The sequence below is a fragment of the Pedobacter sp. KACC 23697 genome (assembly GCF_045348445.1).
In the GTDB taxonomy this organism is placed as follows: Bacteria; Bacteroidota; Bacteroidia; order Sphingobacteriales; family Sphingobacteriaceae; genus Pedobacter.
The window spans coordinates 1737666-1759700 of the sequence record NZ_CP157485.1 but is presented as its reverse complement, the minus strand read 5'-3'; the positions used below and the strand labels follow the sequence as shown (position 1 = coordinate 1759700).

Here is a 22035-nt window from a genome sequence, read left to right as displayed (position 1 = left end):
ATATTTATCATCTGTTATTGCCAACTTAATCATGACCGGTACAGATGTCGGGCTTATTTTTTTTTGCAGCATCAGTATTGCTTTGTTAATTTCATTCTGATCTACAAGGCGTTTAAGGAAAATCAATAATTTTAAAACTGCAAACCGGTTATTTTACAGCTCTTGTTGCTTTATCAAAAGATAACACCAGTTTTTTTTGGTCAACCTGCTTTAAAGGCACTTCGTGTACTTTCTTTCCCCGGCCGGTCGTAAAGTAAACTTCAGATTTGGCGGTTTCTCCTTTATCAATACCATCCTCAAATAAAGCAATCCCAAACAGGGTGCTATCTACTTTTGATGAGGCCGTGATACTCACTGTACCTAAAGCATACCTACCATTATTCTTCAGGGTAACAACGCCCTGTTTATAAGTGTAACTCACTCCTTTCAGCGTTTCCAGGTAGGTTTTATTCTTGCTGGTAATTGGTTGATAGGTTTGCCCGTAACCTGAAAATCCACAGGCTGCCAGCATTGAAACAAAAATGATTTTTTTCATGATCTTATCAGAACTAAACAATACAATAAATATCGCAAAAAAAGCTTGTTATAAATAGGCTAAAAATATATTTGATCATGATAAATGAAGGATTAAAAAATCAGGGGATAAAGGTATAAATACCCCGCTATTTATAGGGATTGCATTATTTCAATTGGGGAATGATGAATGAGTTGTATAATAACAGCTGTGTTGATTCTATAGCGTATCGTTTTGGATTTTAACTGTTTCTAAACAAAAACAATCTCCATCACCAAAATCACCAGCATAGCGGTTAATGTATTTAAAAAATTAACCAGATTATTACCGATGATGCCTTTACGCTCCAATACGGCACCCAGTACAGAATCTACCAGGTTACCTATGGTACCTGCAATCACAATAAAGCAAAAATCCATGTTCCATTCATATCCCAGCGCATAAATAACAGCGATGATACTGCTTCCTAAAATGCCGATCAACATTCCTTCCAGGCTGATTACGCCATCCATGCCACAGCGGTCTGGCTTGAAAGAAATGATATTAAAGAAACGCCTTCCATAAACCATTCCCAACTCTGACGACAGGGTATCTGCTGTAGCAGAAGCAAAAGCAGCCGCCATGGCCAAAAGCATTAAATAAGTAAGCGGAGGATAAAATAAAATCACCACAGCCGCAATACCTGCAGCCCCGGCATTAGCCAGTACCTGCATTGCCGTACGGCCATTTTTATTTTCTGCTATCGTGGCAGCATCCTGCTTTTTATGCCGCTGCCACGAAGTAGCTGCAGCACCCAGAATAAAAAATATGCTCATCATCGCAACACCTGTATAAGCAGCTGCAAAATAAATGGAACAGGCCAATATGGCCCCGGTAAAAGCAGCAAGCACAGTTAGCTTTTTGGCCAGGATACTGTAAGCCATACCAGCCGCAATGATGATAGGCAAGAAGATAACGCTATTAAACATATGGCAAATATATTGTAATGATGGGGACGAATAACATCCAGGTTCAGATTTTTGACGTTAAATGGTAGTGGAAATAAATAGCCATTTATCCCCTGCATCGCATCAAAAAACTTAACCGAAACCATTAGCAGATGAGCAACAACCTGTACTCCCCTTCTTTTTCAAGGGGTGCACGATGGATACAGGGTAAACACTGTTGATCGGGATGATCTACGGCCAGCCTCCACAAATGCCCCAGTCCCAGTTTTACAGGTGTTGCACCTGGTTTAGCCTGATAATGCAGATCGAAATAATGCTCCGACAAAAAACTTTCAAATTCCTCTTCTGTTGCAGGATACAATTCTTTAAGCTGCTGACGGATTTCCGGTACATGCACTTTTTGTTCAGCGTGGTGATTGGCTAAGATTTCACTAACAGCGCCATAATAGGTACATAAAAAAGTATCGGTACCAATGGGCGATCGGTCTACGTGGAAAGAATATACATCTGTTGAAATGAAATCGAATTCTTCATCCCGTTCGTAACTTTTAATTAAATTCAGCGATGGTGATGCACCGGCAGCTGTTAATAGCTGAAAATCGCTCAGGATAACCGCTCTCGCCATATGCCCTTTTTCTGAAAGCTCGAGTGCCTGAAGATTTTCCATGGAAATATCCGTCAGGTTAGCTTTTAATTGGAGTTTAGATACAATTTCCTTAAAATCTCCCAACAATGCTCTCTGCCAGCAAGCTGCATTTATATTGTCTTTAAAAACGGTATCCATCAGCGCAGAAAAAGTAGAGACTACCGCAACCTGTGTATGATCAGAAAATTTGTTATCCATTTTATCATATAACCATTAGGTTATCCTTTGCCGCAAAAATAAGAATTAGGTTGATGGGTAGTTCAAAATAAACATATTTTAGGGAGCAGTAGCTAAACTTCATTGAACAACGCATTATTAAAGTGGTGAATATTGTTGAATATTAATAATTGATAGATTGTGGGTAGAAGATTAAAGCCAAATCCACACAATCAGTTTTTATCAGTTTTTTAATTTTATTTTCCCATGGCCAGCTGATGGGTAAATGCAGTTTTTGGATCGGTCAAATCCCATTTCAAAACCTCATCCAGCACTGCCTGCCTATGTTTCCTGCCAATATCGCGAAGGGCATTGCCAACCGATTTCCTCAGGTATTCGCTGTCATCTGATTTATTTGCACTGATCAGCGTAATGGCAACATGCGGATGATCTTTAAAATAAGGGCGGTCCGTCCAGATGCGAAGCCCTTCTGTTACGGCTCTTTTCACATTCGGATGGGGATCTGAAAGCCATTTTCTAATAACTGGAAGACTTTCCCCATAACCCGTAACTTTGCAATATTGGTCAAAAGCTTTTGCCAGCATTTCCTGCACCCGCCAGTTTTCATCATGCGCAACGCGTGTAGCCAATAGCTGAAGTGCTTCCGGATGGGTTGGCGAAAGCGCGCCTAAAATATAGGTAGCCAGCATCCTTACCTGGTAACTGTTATCAGCAAGAAACTTTAGCGCAAGATCAAAATGCTGCTCTTTCTGGTCTGCCAGAATTTGATCGCCGGCTGCTATGATATGCTTAAAGCCATGTTCAATTTGTTTGATGTGGTCTATAATTGCTGGTATCATCTTAACGGTAAGTTTATTCAAATCATTACTGTTTTAAACTTTGAACTGGCGCATCCAAGATTTTTAACCGGTGCTGGCAGTCCGATCGCTTGTGCGATAAATATACAACCTTCCATGACAATGCTTTAAATGTTGGACATCAATTTAAGCAAATTGTCTGTAGGAATTAATCAGCTCGGTTGCGCTGGTTGGGCCAATTTCAAAAAAAAAATTGTGAATTGCAGATAAATCAGGTGTAAATATCAACGATGATTATGCTATGATTACGGTTACCGGGACACTGCCGGCGGGTACAAAAGTGGTAATACCCAGTTTTCAGATCGGTGCTGCCCCTTGCGTGTTTTACAACCAAAATGGCTGCAAGGTAACCCTGGTTTATTATCCGGATTTTCCAAACCCAAACCTGGATGGAAAAATATCGCGGGTAGGCAGAACTCAATATAATTAAGTATTCCTGCACGAAATAAAAAGGGCGCTAAACGCGCCCTTTTTATTTTTTTGTTGTTTTTTTTGCCGTGCCACTTAAAGTCTTGGCCGCTTGCGATTTTTCTTCTTTCGATGATTTTGGATCACGCATCTCCTTAGACGCCTGTGATTTGGTTGCTTTTTTTTCCATAGTGATTTTTAATTTACTGTCTATTATAAAACCATCGCAAATCGCAAAGGTTTTAAAATAATCAGCGACAGAAATTTTATTAGTTAACACCCCTCGAGAAATCGTCATCCGATCAATATCGGATCCCAGCCTTTCAAATGCATTGGAAGGTTAATAAATATACTGCGCTAGCGTTCATCTGTGAATTTAATTTCCATAATCTTTTGTTCAAACTGCTCCGGAGGTACCAGTGCTTTTGCCTTCATACGTGCTTTGTAAGTATAAACCGTATTTACAGTATAATCCAATATGCGGGCAATGGTTTCGGTATCAGTAACGCCTAAACGGATAAGCGCAAAAATACGAAGCGAGGCGGTGAGCATTTCTCCTTCCTTTAATTCAATCTGTTCCCCGGCTTTTAAAAGTGCATTAAACGAGGAAACGAAATTGGGAAAAAGCGTCAGAAAAACACTATCCAGTGTACTAAACAACTGGATTTTCTCTTTTTGGATGTGCACATTTCCGAGCACCTGGGTAGCATCCTGATATTTTCCCAATTTAATATTGTGCTGCGCTTTACGTTTCACTTTATCAAGCATTTCGATGTAGGATGAACAGGTTTTAAAAAATAAGCCAATCAATTCTTCCTTGATCCGTGAAGATTCCCAAAGTTTACCATTCACATCTTCAAGTTCTGTGTTTTTCTCTGTAATAATCAGATCATTCTGTTCGATACGGATCATCTGTTTGCGGAAAAGCACCAGCTGGAAAAGCAGTACAATCGCCACCAAAACAAATAGCACAATACCAATCCAAAGCATCTCCTTTTCGTGCTGTTTTTCTTCTATTAACCTGCTTGCAATGAGCGGCAATACCGACTCGATCTGTGCCGCTCTGTTTCTGGTGCCATAAAAAGCAGCATTACCCAGCGCCTCCTGCATACACACATAAGCATCGTCATTCCGGTTCATTTTAAACAGTTCCTGCCCCAGTAAAAATATGGCAAAAGTTTCCTTTGTTGCCGACCGGATATCGTTAATGGCTGCAAGCGTAAGCAACATCAATTTATCCTCACCTGAATAAGCATGACTGATCCTGGTAGCGATGATTGCAACCTGGTGTTCAGACAGATCATGGTTCAGCAGATAATGATAATAAAATACGGCATCTGGTTGCTTACTTTGCCCGGAACCGTTTAGGAAAGCCAGGTTAATGTTTTTTTCAAGTTCGCCAGGGTCTATCAGACTACCCGCCTTTTCAAATTCTTTCCGGGCAGCTTTCCGGTAGCCCGTGGCATAGAAGGCATCGTTATTGTAAGCCCCGATTTCATCAAAAAGCATTCCGCGCAGATTCAGGTAGTCGTAACGTAATTTGCCCGAGAGCCCAATGGTATCGATTTCCGAAATGGTTTCAAAAGCCTCCTTGTAAAAGCCCGACTTTACCAAAACGGTAGTCAGGCCCATCTGGCTTTGGATGAGGTATGGCTTACCCTTCAATTGTTTGGAAAGGGCAATCAACTTATTGGCATTGGTAACGGCAGAGTCGAAACGGAAAGCACTGTATTCGCTGAATAACCGAGACAACAATTTGTAGCGCTCGAGATGCTGGTCAGCCGGTACAGTCAAAAGCTGCTGACGCAGTTTCCCGATCTTTTGTTCTTTTTGACGGATATAATTATTTTCTGTCAAAAGTTCCCGTCTTAGTATTTTCCATAAACTGTCTGCTTTCGAAGTTTGCGCACCAACGGGAAACATGTAAAAGAGCGCAATAATAATTGCAAAAATTTTCTTGATCATCAATAATGCTGTCGGCCTGAGGCTCGTGACCTAAACATACAATAAATTATGATTTAAGCTGATATTGCCGTTCCAATATCAGGTCTCAAAACCAGAGATAAGGTTTTCCATAGGCTTAAAACATCAAAAAAGGTTTTGATTTTGAAAGCGCAAACAACAAATAACAAACTAATTAACAGTAATTTACAATTTATATGATTTTGATTTGTATCAAAGCCGGCCTTGAATCCAAACGATCGTATTTTTTGATCGCTACTTTTGGCTAACCAAATAACACTATTTAAAACTTTATGAGAAACAGACTTTTTATCCTGATAGCTGCACTTCCCCTATTTTCCGCAGCCTGTCAGAAGCGTTCTCAGGTAGACACCATTTTCACTTCACCAGCCAAAACGGTGAAGTATTTTCAAAACCCATTACTCAACGGAGACCACGCCGATCCTTTTGTAGCCCAAAAAGACGGAAACTATTATTTCCTGTCTACCAAAGGTAACCGTGTCACCATAGCCAAAACCAGGGCCATGTCTCAACTCGCTTCAGCGGCTGAAAACACGGTCTGGACCCCACCCGAAAATACCGATCATTCGGCCGATCTCTGGGCACCGGAATTACATTTTTTAGCAGGCAAATGGTATATCTATGTGGCTGCAGCACAAAAGGGGGTAAACGATAGTAACCGCATGTTTGTACTGGAAAACGATCACGCAGATCCCACCCAGGGAACCTGGAATTTTAAGGGTAAAATTGCCGACCCTGAAAATGACCAGTGGGCTATTGATGGATCAGTTGCTACCATTGGCAACAAAAACTATTTCGTGTGGTCGGGCTGGGAAAATCCAGCAGAGAAATATAAACAATATATTTACCTCGCCCCTATGTCTAACCCCTGGACCATCAGCGGACCACGAATCAAGATCTCTTCACCCACAAACGACTGGGAAAAATGGGAACCCACTTTTCTGGGTGCAGGCGTAAACGAAGGTCCGGTTATGCTCCAACGTGATGCCAATAGTCCGGTATTTATTATTTTCTCTGCCAGCCGGTACAGTAGTGATCGTTACTGCCTGGGGCAAATCCAATTGAAAACCGGCAGCGACCCTGCAGTTGCAGCAAACTGGATCAACAAAAAACAAGTGTTTGTAGCAAGTGATAAAAATGCGGTTTATGGCCCGGGGCATAATGGTTTTTTCACCAGTAGCCATATCGATGATAAGGGCAACCCGAACACCGAAAACTGGTTTATCTATCATGCACGCAGTTTGCCCAACGATCCCGGACAGGCCAGAACCACCAGGATGCAGCAGCTTTTCTGGAACACAGACGGATCACCCGACTTCGGAACCGCCGTGAGCACGGGGGTCAACCTTCCCTGTCCCATCAACGAACAATAGGCCAATGCATACGATACATTTTATACTGTGCCGCGAAAGCGGCAGGATGGGCACCGCCTGGCCTTTTTTATTCTCCAACCACTAACTAATCCATAATTTATGACAAAAAAAGCTGTGATCAACCAAAAGGCCATCCACGGTCTGCCAACTGATGTTAAACCACCCATTGAAACCAAAACTATTTAACCAAATGAGAAAACTTTTACATTACAATAAAGGAAGAGCTGCTGCCGGAAATCTGATTTTCCTGGCGATGTTCTTCGTCATGATCAGCTGCTGTTGTTCCGCTACCTTCGCGCATGCTGGCACAGCTAAAGAAAACAGGCCAAACATCTCCTCGGCTTACAATGGCCGGAAAGATATTGAAGTGAGGGGAAGTGTAACCGACACCAGCGGGGTCGGCCTGCCAGGCGTAGTGGTGAGCGTAAAAGGGCGCAACGGCTATGGTACCGTTACCGATGTTAATGGCGGCTACCTCATCAAAGTTCCTGAAGATGCAACCCTTGTCTACAGCATGGTGGGTTTTATCCGGCAGGAAGTGGCCGTGAGTTCGCGGGGATTTATTGCAGTTAAACTGCGCCAGAACCAGGCCATGTTAGAGGATGTGGTGGTTGTGGGCTATGGCACCCAACAAAAAAACAATGTTACCGGTGCGCTTACTTCGGTCAGCTCAAAAGAACTGTTGCGAACACCAACAGCCAGTTTAACCAATAGCCTCGCCGGACGTTTACCCGGTCTTTTAACCATACAGAGCAGTGGCGAGCCCGGAGCCGACGGATCTGCACTTTATATCCGTGGGTTTGGCACCTACCAGGGCAAAAGCCCGTTGGTACTGGTTGATGGGATTGAAAACAGTATTGATGGTATTGATGCGAACGATGTAGAAACCGTGAGCGTTTTAAAAGATGCAGCTGCCACCGCCGTTTACGGGATGAAGGGTGCAAACGGCGTTGTACTGGTTACCACCAAACGTGGAAAGACTGGTAAACCACTCATTTCACTTACCGCACAGACTTCGCAACAACGTCCGTTCAATATGCCGGAATACCTGGATTCATTCGATGCGCTCACCCTGTTCAGGGAAGCCCTGAACAATGATGGCTTGAATGCCAACCTTTATACTGATGCCTATCTGAACAAATTCCGCGACCGCAGTAACCCTACCTACCAGTATCTGTATCCAAATGTAAACTGGACAGAAGAACTGATCAAACCCTCCTCAATGATGAGCCAGGCCAACCTGAATGTTAACGGCGGTTCTTCAACGGCCCGGTATTTTGTATCCATGGCCTATTTAAAACAGGATGGATTGTACAAATACGATGATCTCAATGCCTACAACATCAATGCAGTGATGAACAAGTACAATTTCCGGAGCAACATCGATATCGATCTTTTGCCTACGCTGAAGTTGGAGCTCAACCTTTCAGACATTGTTCGCGATCGAAACTACCCGACAGAAACTGCCAGCGCATTCTGGTCTGAAATACGCAATACACCCGCTTATCTTTATCCTTTAACCAATCCAAACGGTTCGGTATCCGGACAAAAAGATTCACCGGCCAATCCTTACGGCCGTTTAACCCAGTTTGGATACGGACGCTTTTTTGAAAATACCTTAAGTTCGATTATCGGATTTACGCTAAAACTGCCTTTTGTTACGGAGGGACTGAGCTTTAGAACCCGCTTTGCCTATGATGCACAAAACTTCAGAAACATTACCCGGCAGCGCAATTATTCTACCTACAGGTTTATCACGAACGAAAACGAAACGGACCTGAGCAAAGGCCGGTACGAAGAACTGACCACGGGTGATGGCCTGCTTGGTTTTGCCATTGCTGCCAACGGCAGCCGTAAATCGACTTTTGAAAGTTACCTGAACTACGACCGGACCTTTGCGCAGAAACATGTGGTTTCGGGGATGCTCCGGTACAACCAGTCGCAAAGTTTCCTGGCCACGGCTACTGCTGATGGTGCCATCGCGGCCTTACCCTATAAACAATTGGGATTAGTAGGCCGGGTTAATTATTCATATGACAGGCGTTATGTACTGGAGTTTGATGCCGGTTATAATGGTTCAGAGAACTTTATGAAAGGGCGGCGTATGGGCTTTTTCCCGGCGGCATCTGCGGGCTGGATCATCTCCAATGAGCAGTTTATGAAAGATTCCAAATTGGTAAACCTATTAAAATTAAGGGGTTCTTATGGTATAGTCGGTGTTGATAACAGTGTGGGTCGCTTTGCCTACCTCAGCACCTGGCAAACCGGGAATGGCAGTGGCTACCGCTTTGGTTTGGCAGCCGATGGAGATGGCTACTCCGGCGCACAGGAGAGTGCCACCGGAAATTCATTTCTCACCTGGGAACAGTCTAAAAAAACCAATATCGGTGTAGATTTCGAATTATTTAAAGGACAGATCGCTTTTACCGGTGATGTTTTTACTGAAAGACGCTCACAGATCCTGACTACTGCAGCCATCATTCCCAATGTAACGGGTGTTCAAAATTTACCAGCCATCAATGCCGGTATTGTAGACAACAAAGGTTTTGAAGGAGAACTTACCTTTCGTAAACGTTTCGGCAACCACAATTTAATGTTACGGGGCTCCTATTCGTATGCCACCAACCGGATCCAGTATGCCGCAGAGCCAACCTATGCCTTGTCCTACCGGGGATTAAAAGGCACACAGATTAATGAGGCTTATGGCTTAACCGCACTTGGCTTATTTACAGATGCCGCAGATATCGCTGCAAGTCCTAAACAGCAATTCGGTGCCGTGCGCCCCGGTGACATCAAGTATCTTGACCGAAACAACGACGGGGTGATCAATAGTCAGGATGAAGGCTACCTGGGCCAGGTAACTACTCCAAAATCAATTCTGGGTCTAACCGTATCTTATACGTACAAAAATTTCGACCTGAATGTGCTCTTTCAGGGTGCCACAGGAGGTAAACTCTGGCTAACCGGTACTTCTGCATGGGCTTTCGCCAGCAACAGTTCTGTGCTGGCCGACTATAAGGATGGGCGATGGACCACTCAAAACCCTGACCCCAATGCCAAATGGCCAAGATTATCTTCTTCCAATAATGTAAACAACAATCAAAACTCCACTTTCTGGCTGAGATCATCCAATTATGTCCGGCTTAAAAATGTTGAGGTAGGATATACATTGCCTAAAAACTGGATCAGAAAAATCGGACTAACCAATATCAGGGCCTTTGCCACCGGATCAAATATTTTTACCTGGTCGGAAATGAAGATTTTCGATCCGGAGCGAACCAATGGCTTTGGAGACTATCCTCAAATGCGCGTAATCAACTTAGGAATAAATGCTTCATTGTAATCCCATGAAAAACATAACCAAACTGCTTTTGGCAATACTATTATTCAGCAGCACGTCCTGTAAAAAATACCTGGATGTTGTTCCTGCCGAATATTCGAGCGAAAATGATGTTTACAACAATATCAATCTTACCGAACAGGCGCTGGCCCGTTTATACAATGCCCTGCCCAATGAGCTTACCTCACCCCTCACGGCCGCAACAGATGAAACCTACCACCACTGGTTCGATAATGGCGAGGCCGTAGATGCCTATAAATATAATCTCGGTGCATGGAGTACCAATGATAATCCCTACGGTAACTGGTCAGGAAAATACCAGGACATCCGCAGGGCCAATATCTTTATCAAACGCATAGATGCAGTTCCGGTACCGCTTGATCGTGAAAGTTATTATGCGATCTGGAAACCACGTTACAAAGCTGAGGCCCGTTTTCTTCGTGCTCAATTTTACTTCGAACTTTTTAAACGTTATGGAGCGGTTCCGTTAATGACCAGCTCCAACGATGTAGATCCCGGCAACCTGGAAGATACCCAGTTAGCACGCAATTCGGTGGATGAGATCGTTAATTTTATTACCTCAGAATGCGACGAGATTGCAACCATATTGCCTCTTACGCAAGAAGCCGCACAAACCGGTCGCATTACCAAAGGTGCAGCGCTGGCCCTGAAATCCCGGACGCTGTTATATGCGGCCAGCCCCCTGTTTAATGGCAATCCGCTCTACGCCGGCATACAAAATAAAGATGGCAAAGTGCTTTTTAGCCGCAGTTATGATAAAGAAAAATGGAAAAGAGCCGCAGATGCGGCAAAAGCCGTTATCGATCTGGGCATTTACAAACTTTATGCGCCTTTCCCTGATAATCCGGTACAAAATTATGCCGCCCAGTTTTATACCCGCGATTATACCGAAACCATCCTGCAGCGGATCCTTGGCAACTCCACCGATATCGATGGCAATTATCTGCCCAACGGTTCCCCTTTTAAAGGAAACGGAAAACTAACCCCTTTGCAGCAGTTTGTGGATGCCTACGAGATGAAAAATGGTTACCCGATTAATCAAACCGGTTCTGGTTATAGCACTACAGGGGTTTGGAGTGGACAGCTCTGGGATGGCCTGAAATTTCAGACGGTAAGCAATATCTCTAACATGTACAAAGACCGCGATCCGCGCTTCTATGCCAGTATCTTTTTCCAGTATGATGTATGGCGGTTTGATGCCACCAAGCGGCCGGTAAGACTGGCCTGGTATGGTGCCGGAAACGGAATAACTGACGGTTGGGCAACCGGCAAGTCAGGTACTAATCCATGGGGTTATAATGTACGCAAGTTTTTGTCGCCCGGTTATGACAGAAATGCCAATTCAGGTACCGGAACCCGCAACTTTCCCATTTTCCGCCTGGCAGAAATATACCTGAATTACGCAGAAGCCATGAATGAATACCTGGATGCACCCGATCCATCGGTTTACCAATACCTCAACCTGGTACGCGGCCGGGTAGCCATGCCCAACCTGCCCATCCTGGCGGCCGATAATACCAAAGCAGGTATGCGCAACCGGATCCAAAATGAGCGCCGGGTGGAACTCGCCTTTGAAAGCCACCGTTTCTGGGATGTGAGACGCTGGCTGATTGCCAAAACGGTAGATAACGCCCCGGCGCTGGGCCTCAATGCCCGTCCTTCAGCGGCTGAGCTCAGCAGTACCGGTCTGGATGTATCCAGTGAGGCAGCTGGAGTGGCCGTATTTTACAAAACCGTTATCCTGCAAAACCGCGTTTTTGCCGATAAACACTATCTGATGCCAATACCACAATCAGAAATCGATAAAGATCCAAACCTGGTTCAAAATTACGGCTGGTAAACCCCAAAACCCGTAAGGGATTGGCTTTCCGGCAGCTCTCCAATGCCTGCAGATGATACCTTCATCTGCAGGCATTGTTTTATTGTTTCAGATATACCTCATGTTAAATACGATTAACGTTCCTATCGCTTCAGGCCATTTCCAGGCAACCTACCGGATAGCCATGCATGCCCAAAGCGAAATGTATGGTACAAGGAGTTTTATCGTTTTCTTTGTAAGCCTCGTTTTTACGGGTGCGTTATACCCCTTAAAAAGGTATAGGCTTGTCAATTTTGTCCCTTCGTTCCTGCTCAGGTATTTCACTAATCTCTGATCAGCGCGCATCGTTTACTTTGCGCTATTCAAAAAACATCCGGAATTCTTTTGTAATTTGCGCCTGGCGAGGCATCATACCTATTAGCAGGCTGTCCAAAATCAGGAAGAAATTTATTTATTGAAGTGTTTTCCGGTCCCCTGGTTTTGCAGCAAAGCCCTTTGATTTGCCTCATGGTGCAGTTTAATTATTAATGTTCAATATTTTAATACAACATATTCGTCAAAAGGTTGATTTGAGCCAGGAGGATCTAAGCCTGCTGAAAACTTTTTTTGCACCGAAAAAGCTAAACCGGAAGGCGTTTTTGCTGCGTGAAGGCGAAGTCTGCAATCATCTTGCTTTTGTAAGCAGTGGCATCCTGAAATCATTTACGAGCGATGAAAAAGCTCAGGAACGGATCAGTCTTTTTGCTTTTGAAGGCTGGTGGATTTCTGATTTCAATAGTTTTATCAACCGGGAAAAAGCCCTGCTGAATATCAGTGCCGTTGAAAACGCAGAATTGCTGCTGATCAGTATTGACGATTATGAAGCATTAACACTTCAAATCCCAATAATGGACCGGTATTTCCGGATCCTGTATCAAAACAGTCTGGTGACCAAAGACCGCCGCCTCATGGTTTCCAACAAATCTACCGCAATGGAAAAGTATCTGTCACTCGTACACCATAATCCCGATATGGTGAAAAGAATACCGCACAGCCTCATTGCCTCCTATTTAGGATTAAGTCCGGAAACAGTCAGCAGGATCAGAAAAAAACTGTTATTTCAATAAGCCTTAATTTACCGCCTAAAACTCTTGATCCTGGTCAAGTGTTTTACGATGGGTCCGTACTTATTTTTGTGCTGATTTTATAAGTATAAAAGCTATTGATAATGAAAAATATTGCATTGGTTGTGGGCTCAACCGGAATTACAGGAAGCAATCTTGCTGCAGCATTAGTGGCACAAAACTGGACGACCTATGGTTTGGCCAGAAACCAGAACAATCCAATTGAGGGGCTAATGCCTGTCCAGGCAGATCTGCTCGATCAGGAAAGTCTAGCTGCAGCACTGCACGATGTTGCGCCTACTCACGTGTTTTTTACGACCTGGATGCGGAAGGCCAGTGAAAAAGAAAACATCAGCGTTAACAGCGCGATGGTGCGCAACCTGCTCCAGGTCTTATCCCCTAAACAATCTGTCCGCCATGTGGCATTGGTTACCGGTTTAAAACATTACCTGGGTCCATTTGAAGCCTATGTAAAGGAAGGCCTATTACCCGAAACGCCGGTACGGGAAGAACATGCCAGGTTATCCTTTCCCAATTTTTATTATGCGCAGGAAGATGCCGTGTATGAGGCGGCAAGTAAAGATCACTTTACCTGGAGCATTCACCGGCCGCATACCGTTATCGGCTATGCCATTGGCAACCTGATGAATATGGGCATCACACTGGCTGTTTACGCCAGTATATGCAAAGAAACAGGTGCAAAATTTGTATGGCCGGGTTCAGCAGCGCAGTGGAACGGAATATCAGATGTAACCGATGCTAAAATACTGGCGAAACAGCTCATCTGGGCATCCACTACAGCAAGGGCTAAAAATCAGGCATTCAATGTCACAAACGGAGATGTTTTCAGATGGAAATGGTTATGGAAAAAAATTGCAGCCTACTTCGGCATTGAGGCAGAGGGCTATAATGGTTCCATCAGGCCACTCGAAAAAGAAATGGCCGATAAACAGGAAATCTGGAGCCGGATCGCCCATCAATATGGCCTGAAAGAAAGCAACCTAAACCGGTTAAGTTCAGCCTGGCATACTGATCTCGATTTGGGAAGGCCACTGGAAGTGATGACCGATATGTCGAAAAGCAGGAAATATAGTTTTACCGTTTTTGAAAGCACGGAAGATTCTTTTATCAGCTTATTCCAGCGATTGAAACAGGAAAAAATTATTCCATAATACTGCTGCATACCTTCCCCGTCAGACGCTGTATCATCAGTAAAATGATCATCCTAAAGAATAATGGTTATGATGATACAGCTTTTTAAAATTAAAGGTAAAATCCAGTATAAAAAATTCAATACCCATCTTTACAGTTTCCGAATTCATCTGATCAGTAAGCGGTACTACTTCACCCGCTGATCATTAATTGCGGCCACCCATTCTTCTTTCTTACAACGGTTGCAGGCCTGCGCTTGCGTTAAATGTGATACTTCAGCGCAGTGCGTGCAGGCATAAAGTCCGGGTTTAGAAATAACATCAGATTTTTTAGCATATTGTTTCGGGTAAATGGGCAATCCTGGTTTCACCTCTTCATCATCAAAATAAAGAAAACTCACCTGGCCGTTGGTTTCGAGCAAAGCAGCCCTCACCTGGCCAACATGTTCAATCCCCTGTACCCGCATTTCAGCAAAAAACTCATCCTGCGCAAAGTTGGCATCCCCTTCCTCATTCATGGTAAACCTGCCATCTTCAACAATATACATCGGTACACCTTCCAGTATATTTTCAATTTTCTGGTATCTGGCCGCAAAAAATGTGATCACCCTGTACACGAGTAAAATCACCAGAAAAACCAGCACTGATGGCAAAATGGCCGCTTCGCCGCTCAACATCGGGTCGCCGGCAGCAGTGCCCAATGCAATAATTATGGCCACCTCGAAAATACTGAGCTGACGCACGCCTTTTTTACCGGTAGACCGCAGGAATATCAGTACCAGGGCAAACATAATAACGGTTCGCAGGCCAATTTCCATCGCGATGCCAAAATCAAGATCGTTTAGAAAGATGTTTTTCCAGTCAAGTGCCTCCATCATAATGGCTTAAGTTTTAGATTGGGTCTATTAACCTTTTGATCATTTTTTAATATTGGAGTGTTTTCTAAAAAAATATTTTTTTCTTTCTCGTATTGAATTTGGGATGTGACGGCCATTAAACTCGTATTTGTAATCACCAGGTTGTTATTCTTTCTTTTTCTTAACATGAAAATGGCATTAAAAGTTTATGCATGAGCGTTTAAAAGCTTTTGGATTTGGAAAAAACGGCTTTAAATGAAGTAAGCTGTCGGATAATATATAACAACAGCCAATGAGCAACAGGTGCTTCTGAAGTATCGGCTCCATTATTTTTTGAGGAAAATTATTTGTCGTTTGGAGAACCGCCTGATCAATCTTTACGTATGTTGGAATGTAGGGGGTGAGAGTCCTACATCCGGCGAAAGCCTGAGAGCGTTAATTTAGATTGGGGGGTTAATCATGCATTTGATTATCCCCTTTTTTAGTAAAAAAATAGCCTTTATGCCCAGGATATGCTTCGCTTGACATAACCGGCAGGTGCCGTATGGATTGTTAAACGGATTTGATCTACTGCGTTGGCTCTTTGTACAAAACTTTACTTTAGTAAATCTCTGTAAGTCCTTCCAATGGGGAGTTGTTTGCCACTTTTTAGCTGAACACCCTGGGTGCTTATTGAGGCAATATCTTTTTTTATTACAATATAGGATTTGTGAATGCGAACAAATCCAAGTTCTTCGTTTTTGCTGATGAAATCCGAAAGCCGTTGTAATACAAGATATTGCTTAAATCTGGTTACGATTTTGATGTATTCCCGAAACCCTTCAATCCACTGTATATCGTCTAATAAAACTTTATTCAATTTGTAATCAGATTTAAATGTCAGGTACAATTGCGCTGCGTCAGGTGCCGTAAATTTCGAATAATCAATCGCTTTTTGAACTGCTTTTTTAAACCGTTCGGGAAAAACAGGCTTAACTAAATAGTCAATAACATCTAAATCAAAGGCTTTAGCGGCATAAGTTGGATCAGCGGTTATAAATATGCAAAGTTTACCTTTTGGAACCGATGCCAGCAAGTCTGTTCCAGACAAACCCGGCATCTCAATATCAAGGATCAGAAGTTCTACAGCTGCCAAATGCGGATAATTTAAGGCTTCTGTAGGATTTAAAAAGACATCCATCAGTTCAATTTCGGGCATGTCCGTACAATATTTTTTGATGAGTTCCAGAGCGGGAGCTTCATCATCAACATAAATGGCCTTTATTGGTTTCATATGTGAATGGTTAAAATGGCCTTGTATATACCACTGTTATTGCTGCTTTCAAAGTTATAATTGCTTTGGTAATGGTTTTCGAGAATATTTTTAAGCACTTTCATGCCTACCCCCGGTAGGTGGTGGTATCTTCATTGTGCGTTATCTTATTTGATATTGAATTTTCAATACAGAACTCCAGTTTAACTTCCGAAATTCTCACTGACGCTTTAATCCTCGCCGCTTTATCAGATCCCATGGCTGCATATTTGATTGCATTTTCAAATAGTGTAAGATAGATTGTCGGCGGGATTTCAACCATTTCCAATAGATTATCATCCGGAAAAGATAGCACAATATTTAACCCGGAGCCGTGTTTCAGTTGATAAAGACTATTTAAAGCGATAATCATTTGCAATTCCCTGTCAACCGGTATGGTGTTTTTCGAAATTTCGTACGTGGTATACTGCATCAGCAGGCTTAACTGCTTAATCAAATTGGCCGAGCTCCCATCTGTAGCATAACTGTGCGAATAGATATTATTCAAGGTATTAAACAAAAAGTGAGGATTTATTTTCGATTTTAGCAGCTCAAGATCAGCTTCTTTTTTTCTCAGGCTAAGGGCTGCAAGTTCACGCTCAGCAATTAGTTTATATTTTGAAATGCCTTGAATAGAGGGAACTAAAATGATGATAATCTGCATCAGGTAGATCAAAAAAAGATAACCGGCCTCATTCACCTCTCCGAAAAGTTTAGGTTCAATCAGTATCCTGACCAAACTTGAAATCACAAAAACAGCTGCAATGTAGCGTACATATTCTCCATAACGCTTTGTTTGGTAATATGCTGGTACCAAAACGCTAAAGCATAATAAATAAACAGGGATGTTAATACCAAGCATAAATAACAACCGTAGCGCAGCTTCTTTTAAGCCAAAAAAGTTCAGATAAACGTAACCGCTGACCGCTAAAAATACCAGCCAGAAAACAATGTGCTGAATGATAATCAATCCAGGCCAACGACCATTTACCAGGAAATGCATCACCTTTTTATCAAAAGAAAGCCTGAGCACCACAATCAGTAATATAAGGTTAATCAGCAGATTCATTTATAAAGGGCTTCAATTGTTGTTTGTTAATAATTTGTGCAGTTTATTGATATAAATCTTTTTAAGCTTAAGATAGGCGCATATTTATTAACCCGTTACCATTATGATGTACCGGAATTAACCAAATATAGATACAACGGATTAAAATCCGCCTAGTTGAGATTAAATGAAGGCTAATATCCCTATTTTTTTTATAAACAATGGCATGAGCATATTATTGATCAGATGCTCATTGTTCATTTTCCTTTTTGCAGGATACCTATTACCATCAAGTGCTCAGGAAAAAAAAGCCGATAAGCCCCTAAAGTATTATTTGAATGACGATAAAACACATTTTATAGCCTTTTCAGGTTATGCGCAGCTTTGGGCAAGATATACCGAACTGAATCCTGGCAGTAAGATCAATGAAAGTAACGTCAATTCAACTGCTGATGTTTCTTTAAGAAGACTACGCATGAAAATGGTGGTTGCGCCAACAGACCGGCTTACTATGGTTTTTCAGGGCGGAACAACTAACCTCACCTATCTTTCTGATAATGAGAACGCCTTTGAATTACTTGATGCCTATGGCGAATATAAACTAAGCAGCAAATTTACTTTAGGGGCAGGCAGATCTAACTGGAAAGGGCTTACCCGTTTTGCTTCTGGCCCTACCGCTACTTTATTATATGATGTGCCTTTTATAACCCTCGGCAACGTAAACAGAACAGATCTTACCCTCAGGAACCTGAATGTTTTTTTTAAAGGCCAAGTGGGAAAGTTAGATTACCGGTTTATTATTGCCAAAACTTATGTGCCCGTAACCGGAAAGCCTTTGCAGGACATCTCTACCTTCAATAACCTGGAAGTTAAGCCCAATTTTTCCTCCTATTTTAAATGGCAGTTTTTTGAAAAGGAAAACAGTACGCCTACATCGCCTGGAAGCTATCTGGGTAAAAAAAAGGTATTAACGCTGGGGGTAGGGATGGAATATCAAAAAGATCTGCTCTGGAGCCTCAAAGCTGCTGATACCTTGCTAAATGATATGAAACTCTTCTGTGCAGACGTTTTCTTCGATACCCCGATTAATTTGAGCCGCGGAACGTCATTTAATTTTTATTCAGCGGCTTTTCATCATGATTACGGACCAGGCTACATCAGAAATCTGGGCATAAACAATATTGCAAACGGAGTGGATAGTAAACAGGCGTCTTTTAATGGTGCTGGCAACAGTTATCCGGTGGTAGGCACCGGATACAGCTTTTATCTCCAATCAGGTGTTACTCTCCCCTATTTCAGCCAGCAAAAGAAAAGCCTGAGGTTGATGCCCGCATTCGGTTTTCAGTATTCCCGGTTTGAGCGCCTCTCTGAACCCATGATCAGTTATGATCTGGGGCTTACCTTACTGTTAAAAGATCACACCTCAAAACTTGTTTTTAATGCCCAAAGTAGGCCTGTATATGCCAATCAAGGTGATGAGATAAAGGTAGCTGACCGGAAAATGATGTTTGTTTTAATGTTTCATATCAATATAGACTAATCAATAAGAGCCAATGTTAATCGAAAAATCATCTCAAACATTAGATCAGCACACCAAGGCTACCCGTAGCATTTGGATGCGGATTGCAACCAACCTTACTTTCTGGGTACTCATTGCCATTGTTGCTGGCGTTCTATTGGGCAGTATTGCCCCTGCAATTGCAGTTAAAATGGAAATTATCGGTAAAACTTTTATCGATATTATCAAACTCTTTATCGCGCCAATTATATTTCTGACCATTGTTTTGGGTATAAGTGGTATGGGCGACTTAAAAAAGGTTGGCAGAATCGGGATCAAATCCCTCATTTATTTCGAGGTAGTTTCCACTTTTTCACTCGCCATAGGCATTGGTATGGCTGTTCTTTTTAAACCGGGAAACATCGATAAAGCAAATTTGCAGATTCAAAATGCCTCGAAATATACTTCATCACCAACAAAAAATTTCGACTGGATGCATTTTTTTATGAGCAACCTTACCATTCAGGTATTACTAGTTGCTATAATTGTCGGAATTGTTCTCAACTATTCCAAACACCGTGAAAAAGCAGTTACTGGCTTAGATTATTTATCAAAAAAAGTCTTCCTGGGTTTAAAATATGTGATGTTTCTCGCACCGCTCGGTGCCTTCGGCGGGATGGCTTATACCATTGGTAAATTCGGACTTCATACCCTCATACCCCTGGCAAAGCTCATGGGAACGGTTTATTTAACCATGGGGCTGTTCATTTTTATCGTTTTGGGCGGCATTATGAGGTACTACAAAATGAGTATCTGGAAATTTATTAAATACATCAGAGAGGAGTTATTGCTGGTTTTGGGTACATCCTCTTCAGAATCAGCTCTGCCTTCCATCATGCTGAAACTCGAAAAGATGGGCTGCAGCAAGTCTGTTGTCGGACTGGTTATTCCAACAGGTTATTCTTTTAATCTGGATGGTACTTCCATTTACTTATCGATGTCGGTTATATTTCTTGCCCAGCTTTATGGCGTTCATCTCTCGGTATGGGAGATGTTAAGTATCATTGGAATATTGATGGTAACTTCCAAGGGCGCAGCGGGTGTAACTGGGAGCGGTTTCATTGTTTTGGCTTCAACACTGGCTGCTGTCCATAAGATTCCGATAGAAGGACTGGCTTTCCTTTTAGGGGTAGATAAATTTATGAGTGAGGCACGTGCATTAACAAACATTATCGGTAATGGGGTGGCTACCATTGTCATTGCTCAAAGCGAGAAAGAGTTTTATCCTCAAAAAGATGATAATGTACAATTATATGCAAATCAGAAAAACAGTGTAGTAAAAAAAGAATTGGTAACTAAAATCAGATCAAATGAATACAGCAGAAACATTTCATGAATTAGGATTCAGGCTTTATGGTAAGTATGTTCATTACCAATTAGAAGCAGCACAGCTGGTTGCACAGACGCTGGAAAGAGGCCAGGGAATTTTGAACAATACAGGAGCACTATGTGTAGATACCGGAAGTTTTACTGGCCGTTCACCGAAAGATAAGTTTATCGTAATCGATGAAACGACAAGCGGTACGGTTGACTGGGGCGAAGTAAACCGGCCGATCTCGACGGGTCATTTTGATGTTTTGTATAAAAAAATGAGAAGCTACCTTGCTGAACGTGAAGTTTGGATAAGAGATGTTCATGCCTGTGCAGATGCAAGGTTTGAATTAACGATCCGTATTGTTAATGAAACCCCATGGGCCAATCTATTTTGCCATAACCTTTTTCTAAGGCCGGATGCACACAATGTGCTCAGTCCGGATACAGAATGGCTTATTTTGCAGGCCCCTGGTTTCTTTGCTGACCCACAGACTGATGGAACACGTGAAAAGAATTTTACGGTAGTCAACTTTAGCCGCAAGATTATTTTAATTGGCGGAACGGCCTATACCGGAGAAATGAAGAAAGGGATTTTTAGTGTACTCAATTATGTATTGCCCTTGCAACGTAATGTTTTAAGTATGCACTGCTCGGCCAACGAAGGTGATGATGGTAAAGTCGCGTTATTTTTTGGTCTTTCGGGCACAGGCAAAACCACATTGAGTGCAGATCCCAAACGTTCATTAATAGGTGATGATGAACATGGCTGGTCAGATGACGGGGTATTTAATTTTGAAGGTGGATGTTACGCTAAAGCCGTAAACCTTGACCCTAACAAAGAGCCTGAAATTTTCGGCGCCATCAAACCCGGTGCATTACTGGAAAACGTAGTTGTAAATCCAAACGGTTGCGTAGATTTTTCGGACATTTCAAAAACCGAAAATACCCGGGTGGCTTATCCCATACAATTTATTAAAAATGCCAAAGATCCTTCATCAGGGAGTCAACCAAGAAATATTTTTTTCCTTACCTGTGATGCTTTTGGCATACTCCCGCCAATAAGTAAGCTGGATAAAGGCCAGGCCATGTATCACTTCATTTCTGGTTACACGGCAAAAGTTGCCGGTACAGAAATGGGGATATCGGAACCACAATCTACCTTTTCGGCATGTTTTGGAAGAGTGTTTCTACCCCTTCATCCTTTAAAATATGCAGAACTGTTAGGCAAAAAGCTGGATGCTGACCCGGAAATTAAGGTATGGCTGGTTAATACCGGATGGATTGGAGGTGCTTACGGCGTAGGAAAACGCATCAGCCTGAAATATACACGGGTGCTTATCACCGCAGCTTTAACTGGTAAATTAGATAATGCTGCATTTGTTAAGCATCCCATATTTAAGATTGCTGTACCGCAACAGTGTGAAGGTGTGCCGGCAGATATCCTCAACCCACGGGCTTTATGGCGCGATGTACAGCAATACGATCAAAAAGCAGCTGAACTGGCCATGCTTTTCGAACAACATTTCGACAAATATAGCGCCCATGCCAGTGAGACCATAAAAAAGGGTGCCCCCGTGTTGTTAGATTAACAGACAGATTTACTATATTCAAAAGTAAGAAATTAGGAC

Annotated in this window: 18 protein-coding genes; 9 read left to right on the top strand and 9 right to left on the bottom strand. The window is 42.6% G+C overall.

What is annotated here, in order from left to right; genetic code table 11:
• Window positions 1-148: 148 nt before the first annotated feature.
• The 4 genes from ABEG20_RS06700 to ABEG20_RS06685 form a co-directional block, all read right to left on the bottom strand.
• The gene (locus ABEG20_RS06700; RefSeq protein WP_406826609.1) at window positions 149-535 is read right to left on the bottom strand and encodes a hypothetical protein; all 387 of its coding nucleotides are present in this window, start codon (window positions 533-535) and stop codon (window positions 149-151) included.
• A gap of 230 nt (window positions 536-765) precedes the next feature.
• On the bottom strand, window positions 766-1482 hold the full coding sequence (locus tag ABEG20_RS06695) for a DUF92 domain-containing protein (RefSeq protein WP_406826608.1): 717 nt from the start codon (window positions 1480-1482) through the stop codon (window positions 766-768).
• A 124-nt stretch (window positions 1483-1606) separates the two neighbouring features.
• Complete coding sequence (locus tag ABEG20_RS06690; protein ID WP_406826607.1) at window positions 1607-2305, bottom strand: DUF1826 domain-containing protein; 699 nt, start codon at window positions 2303-2305, stop codon at window positions 1607-1609.
• Between the two features lie 215 nt (window positions 2306-2520).
• Window positions 2521-3123: a DNA alkylation repair protein gene (locus ABEG20_RS06685; protein ID WP_406826606.1), complete on the bottom strand. Its 603-nt coding sequence runs from the start codon at window positions 3121-3123 to the stop codon at window positions 2521-2523.
• Window positions 3124-3382: 259 nt separating this feature from the next.
• Between ABEG20_RS06685 and ABEG20_RS06680 the strand changes: the two genes are divergently transcribed.
• On the top strand, window positions 3383-3571 hold the full coding sequence (locus ABEG20_RS06680) for a hypothetical protein (RefSeq protein WP_406826605.1): 189 nt from the start codon (window positions 3383-3385) through the stop codon (window positions 3569-3571).
• Window positions 3572-3613: 42 nt separating this feature from the next.
• Here the strand turns inward: ABEG20_RS06680 and ABEG20_RS06675 are convergent, their stop codons facing one another.
• Both ABEG20_RS06675 and ABEG20_RS06670 read right to left on the bottom strand, forming a co-directional pair.
• Entirely contained in the window at window positions 3614-3847 is a 234-nt protein-coding gene (locus tag ABEG20_RS06675) for a hypothetical protein (RefSeq protein ID WP_406826604.1), read from the bottom strand.
• A 59-nt stretch (window positions 3848-3906) separates the two neighbouring features.
• The gene (locus tag ABEG20_RS06670) at window positions 3907-5514 is read right to left on the bottom strand and encodes a DUF6377 domain-containing protein (RefSeq protein ID WP_406826603.1); all 1608 of its coding nucleotides are present in this window, start codon (window positions 5512-5514) and stop codon (window positions 3907-3909) included.
• A 290-nt stretch (window positions 5515-5804) separates the two neighbouring features.
• Between ABEG20_RS06670 and ABEG20_RS06665 the strand changes: the two genes are divergently transcribed.
• The 5 genes from ABEG20_RS06665 (at window position 5805) to ABEG20_RS06645 (ending at window position 14360) form a co-directional block, all read left to right on the top strand.
• On the top strand, window positions 5805-6905 hold the full coding sequence (locus ABEG20_RS06665) for a family 43 glycosylhydrolase (RefSeq protein WP_406826602.1): 1101 nt from the start codon (window positions 5805-5807) through the stop codon (window positions 6903-6905).
• Between the two features lie 190 nt (window positions 6906-7095).
• A complete protein-coding gene (locus ABEG20_RS06660; protein WP_406826601.1) occupies window positions 7096-10248 on the top strand; it encodes a SusC/RagA family TonB-linked outer membrane protein in 3153 nt (1050 codons plus the stop codon).
• A gap of 4 nt (window positions 10249-10252) precedes the next feature.
• Entirely contained in the window at window positions 10253-12106 is a 1854-nt protein-coding gene (locus ABEG20_RS06655) for a RagB/SusD family nutrient uptake outer membrane protein (RefSeq protein ID WP_406826600.1), read from the top strand.
• Window positions 12107-12612: 506 nt separating this feature from the next.
• Window positions 12613-13191 (top strand): Crp/Fnr family transcriptional regulator, encoded by a 579-nt coding sequence (locus ABEG20_RS06650; RefSeq protein WP_406826599.1) that lies wholly within the window; start codon window positions 12613-12615, stop codon window positions 13189-13191.
• 101 nt (window positions 13192-13292) lie between these two features.
• On the top strand, window positions 13293-14360 hold the full coding sequence (locus ABEG20_RS06645; protein WP_406826598.1) for an SDR family oxidoreductase: 1068 nt from the start codon (window positions 13293-13295) through the stop codon (window positions 14358-14360).
• Window positions 14361-14527: 167 nt separating this feature from the next.
• Here the strand turns inward: ABEG20_RS06645 and ABEG20_RS06640 are convergent, their stop codons facing one another.
• From ABEG20_RS06640 to ABEG20_RS06630, 3 genes are all read right to left on the bottom strand, one after another.
• Window positions 14528-15217, bottom strand: coding sequence for a DUF421 domain-containing protein (locus ABEG20_RS06640; protein ID WP_406826597.1), 690 nt, complete (start codon window positions 15215-15217; stop codon window positions 14528-14530).
• 574 nt (window positions 15218-15791) lie between these two features.
• Window positions 15792-16469 carry a LytR/AlgR family response regulator transcription factor gene (locus tag ABEG20_RS06635; protein ID WP_406826596.1) on the bottom strand — a complete coding sequence of 226 codons (678 nt, stop codon included), beginning with the start codon at window positions 16467-16469 and terminating at the stop codon, window positions 15792-15794.
• A 106-nt stretch (window positions 16470-16575) separates the two neighbouring features.
• On the bottom strand, window positions 16576-17556 hold the full coding sequence (locus tag ABEG20_RS06630; RefSeq protein ID WP_406826595.1) for a sensor histidine kinase: 981 nt from the start codon (window positions 17554-17556) through the stop codon (window positions 16576-16578).
• Between the two features lie 205 nt (window positions 17557-17761).
• Here ABEG20_RS06630 and ABEG20_RS06625 point away from each other — a divergent pair, with 205 nt between their 5' ends.
• Genes ABEG20_RS06625 through pckA form a run of 3 tightly spaced genes read left to right on the top strand, consistent with a single transcriptional unit; the run spans window position 17762 to window position 21996 of the window.
• Window positions 17762-19075, top strand: coding sequence for a hypothetical protein (locus ABEG20_RS06625; protein ID WP_406826594.1), 1314 nt, complete (start codon window positions 17762-17764; stop codon window positions 19073-19075).
• A gap of 13 nt (window positions 19076-19088) precedes the next feature.
• Window positions 19089-20429, top strand: coding sequence for a cation:dicarboxylate symporter family transporter (locus ABEG20_RS06620; protein ID WP_406826593.1), 1341 nt, complete (start codon window positions 19089-19091; stop codon window positions 20427-20429).
• Window positions 20404-21996: a phosphoenolpyruvate carboxykinase (ATP) gene (pckA, locus tag ABEG20_RS06615; RefSeq protein WP_406826592.1), complete on the top strand. Its 1593-nt coding sequence runs from the start codon at window positions 20404-20406 to the stop codon at window positions 21994-21996. The genes ABEG20_RS06620 and pckA overlap by 26 nt, the downstream gene beginning before the upstream one ends.
• Window positions 21997-22035: the final 39 nt, after the last annotated feature.

Excerpts from the sequence above, each read along its gene's own strand:
- ABEG20_RS06635 (WP_406826596.1), bottom strand. The coding sequence starts at position 16,469 with ATGAAACCAATAAAGGCCATTTATGTTGATGATGAAGCTCCCGCTCTG.
- ABEG20_RS06640 (WP_406826597.1), bottom strand. The coding sequence starts at position 15,217 with ATGATGGAGGCACTTGACTGGAAAAACATCTTTCTAAACGATCTTGAT.
- ABEG20_RS06665 (WP_406826602.1), top strand. The coding sequence starts at position 5,805 with ATGAGAAACAGACTTTTTATCCTGATAGCTGCACTTCCCCTATTTTCC.
- ABEG20_RS06660 (WP_406826601.1), top strand. The coding sequence starts at position 7,096 with ATGAGAAAACTTTTACATTACAATAAAGGAAGAGCTGCTGCCGGAAAT.
- ABEG20_RS06645 (WP_406826598.1), top strand. The coding sequence starts at position 13,293 with ATGAAAAATATTGCATTGGTTGTGGGCTCAACCGGAATTACAGGAAGC.
- ABEG20_RS06625 (WP_406826594.1), top strand. The coding sequence starts at position 17,762 with ATGAGCATATTATTGATCAGATGCTCATTGTTCATTTTCCTTTTTGCA.
- ABEG20_RS06700 (WP_406826609.1), bottom strand. The coding sequence starts at position 535 with ATGAAAAAAATCATTTTTGTTTCAATGCTGGCAGCCTGTGGATTTTCA.
- ABEG20_RS06685 (WP_406826606.1), bottom strand. The coding sequence starts at position 3,123 with ATGATACCAGCAATTATAGACCACATCAAACAAATTGAACATGGCTTT.
- ABEG20_RS06675 (WP_406826604.1), bottom strand. The coding sequence starts at position 3,847 with ATGACGATTTCTCGAGGGGTGTTAACTAATAAAATTTCTGTCGCTGAT.
- ABEG20_RS06620 (WP_406826593.1), top strand. The coding sequence starts at position 19,089 with ATGTTAATCGAAAAATCATCTCAAACATTAGATCAGCACACCAAGGCT.
- pckA (WP_406826592.1), top strand. The coding sequence starts at position 20,404 with ATGAATACAGCAGAAACATTTCATGAATTAGGATTCAGGCTTTATGGT.
- ABEG20_RS06630 (WP_406826595.1), bottom strand. The coding sequence starts at position 17,556 with ATGAATCTGCTGATTAACCTTATATTACTGATTGTGGTGCTCAGGCTT.
- ABEG20_RS06655 (WP_406826600.1), top strand. The coding sequence starts at position 10,253 with ATGAAAAACATAACCAAACTGCTTTTGGCAATACTATTATTCAGCAGC.
- ABEG20_RS06695 (WP_406826608.1), bottom strand. The coding sequence starts at position 1,482 with ATGTTTAATAGCGTTATCTTCTTGCCTATCATCATTGCGGCTGGTATG.
- ABEG20_RS06670 (WP_406826603.1), bottom strand. The coding sequence starts at position 5,514 with ATGATCAAGAAAATTTTTGCAATTATTATTGCGCTCTTTTACATGTTT.
- ABEG20_RS06650 (WP_406826599.1), top strand. The coding sequence starts at position 12,613 with ATGTTCAATATTTTAATACAACATATTCGTCAAAAGGTTGATTTGAGC.
- ABEG20_RS06680 (WP_406826605.1), top strand. The coding sequence starts at position 3,383 with ATGATTACGGTTACCGGGACACTGCCGGCGGGTACAAAAGTGGTAATA.
- ABEG20_RS06690 (WP_406826607.1), bottom strand. The coding sequence starts at position 2,305 with ATGGATAACAAATTTTCTGATCATACACAGGTTGCGGTAGTCTCTACT.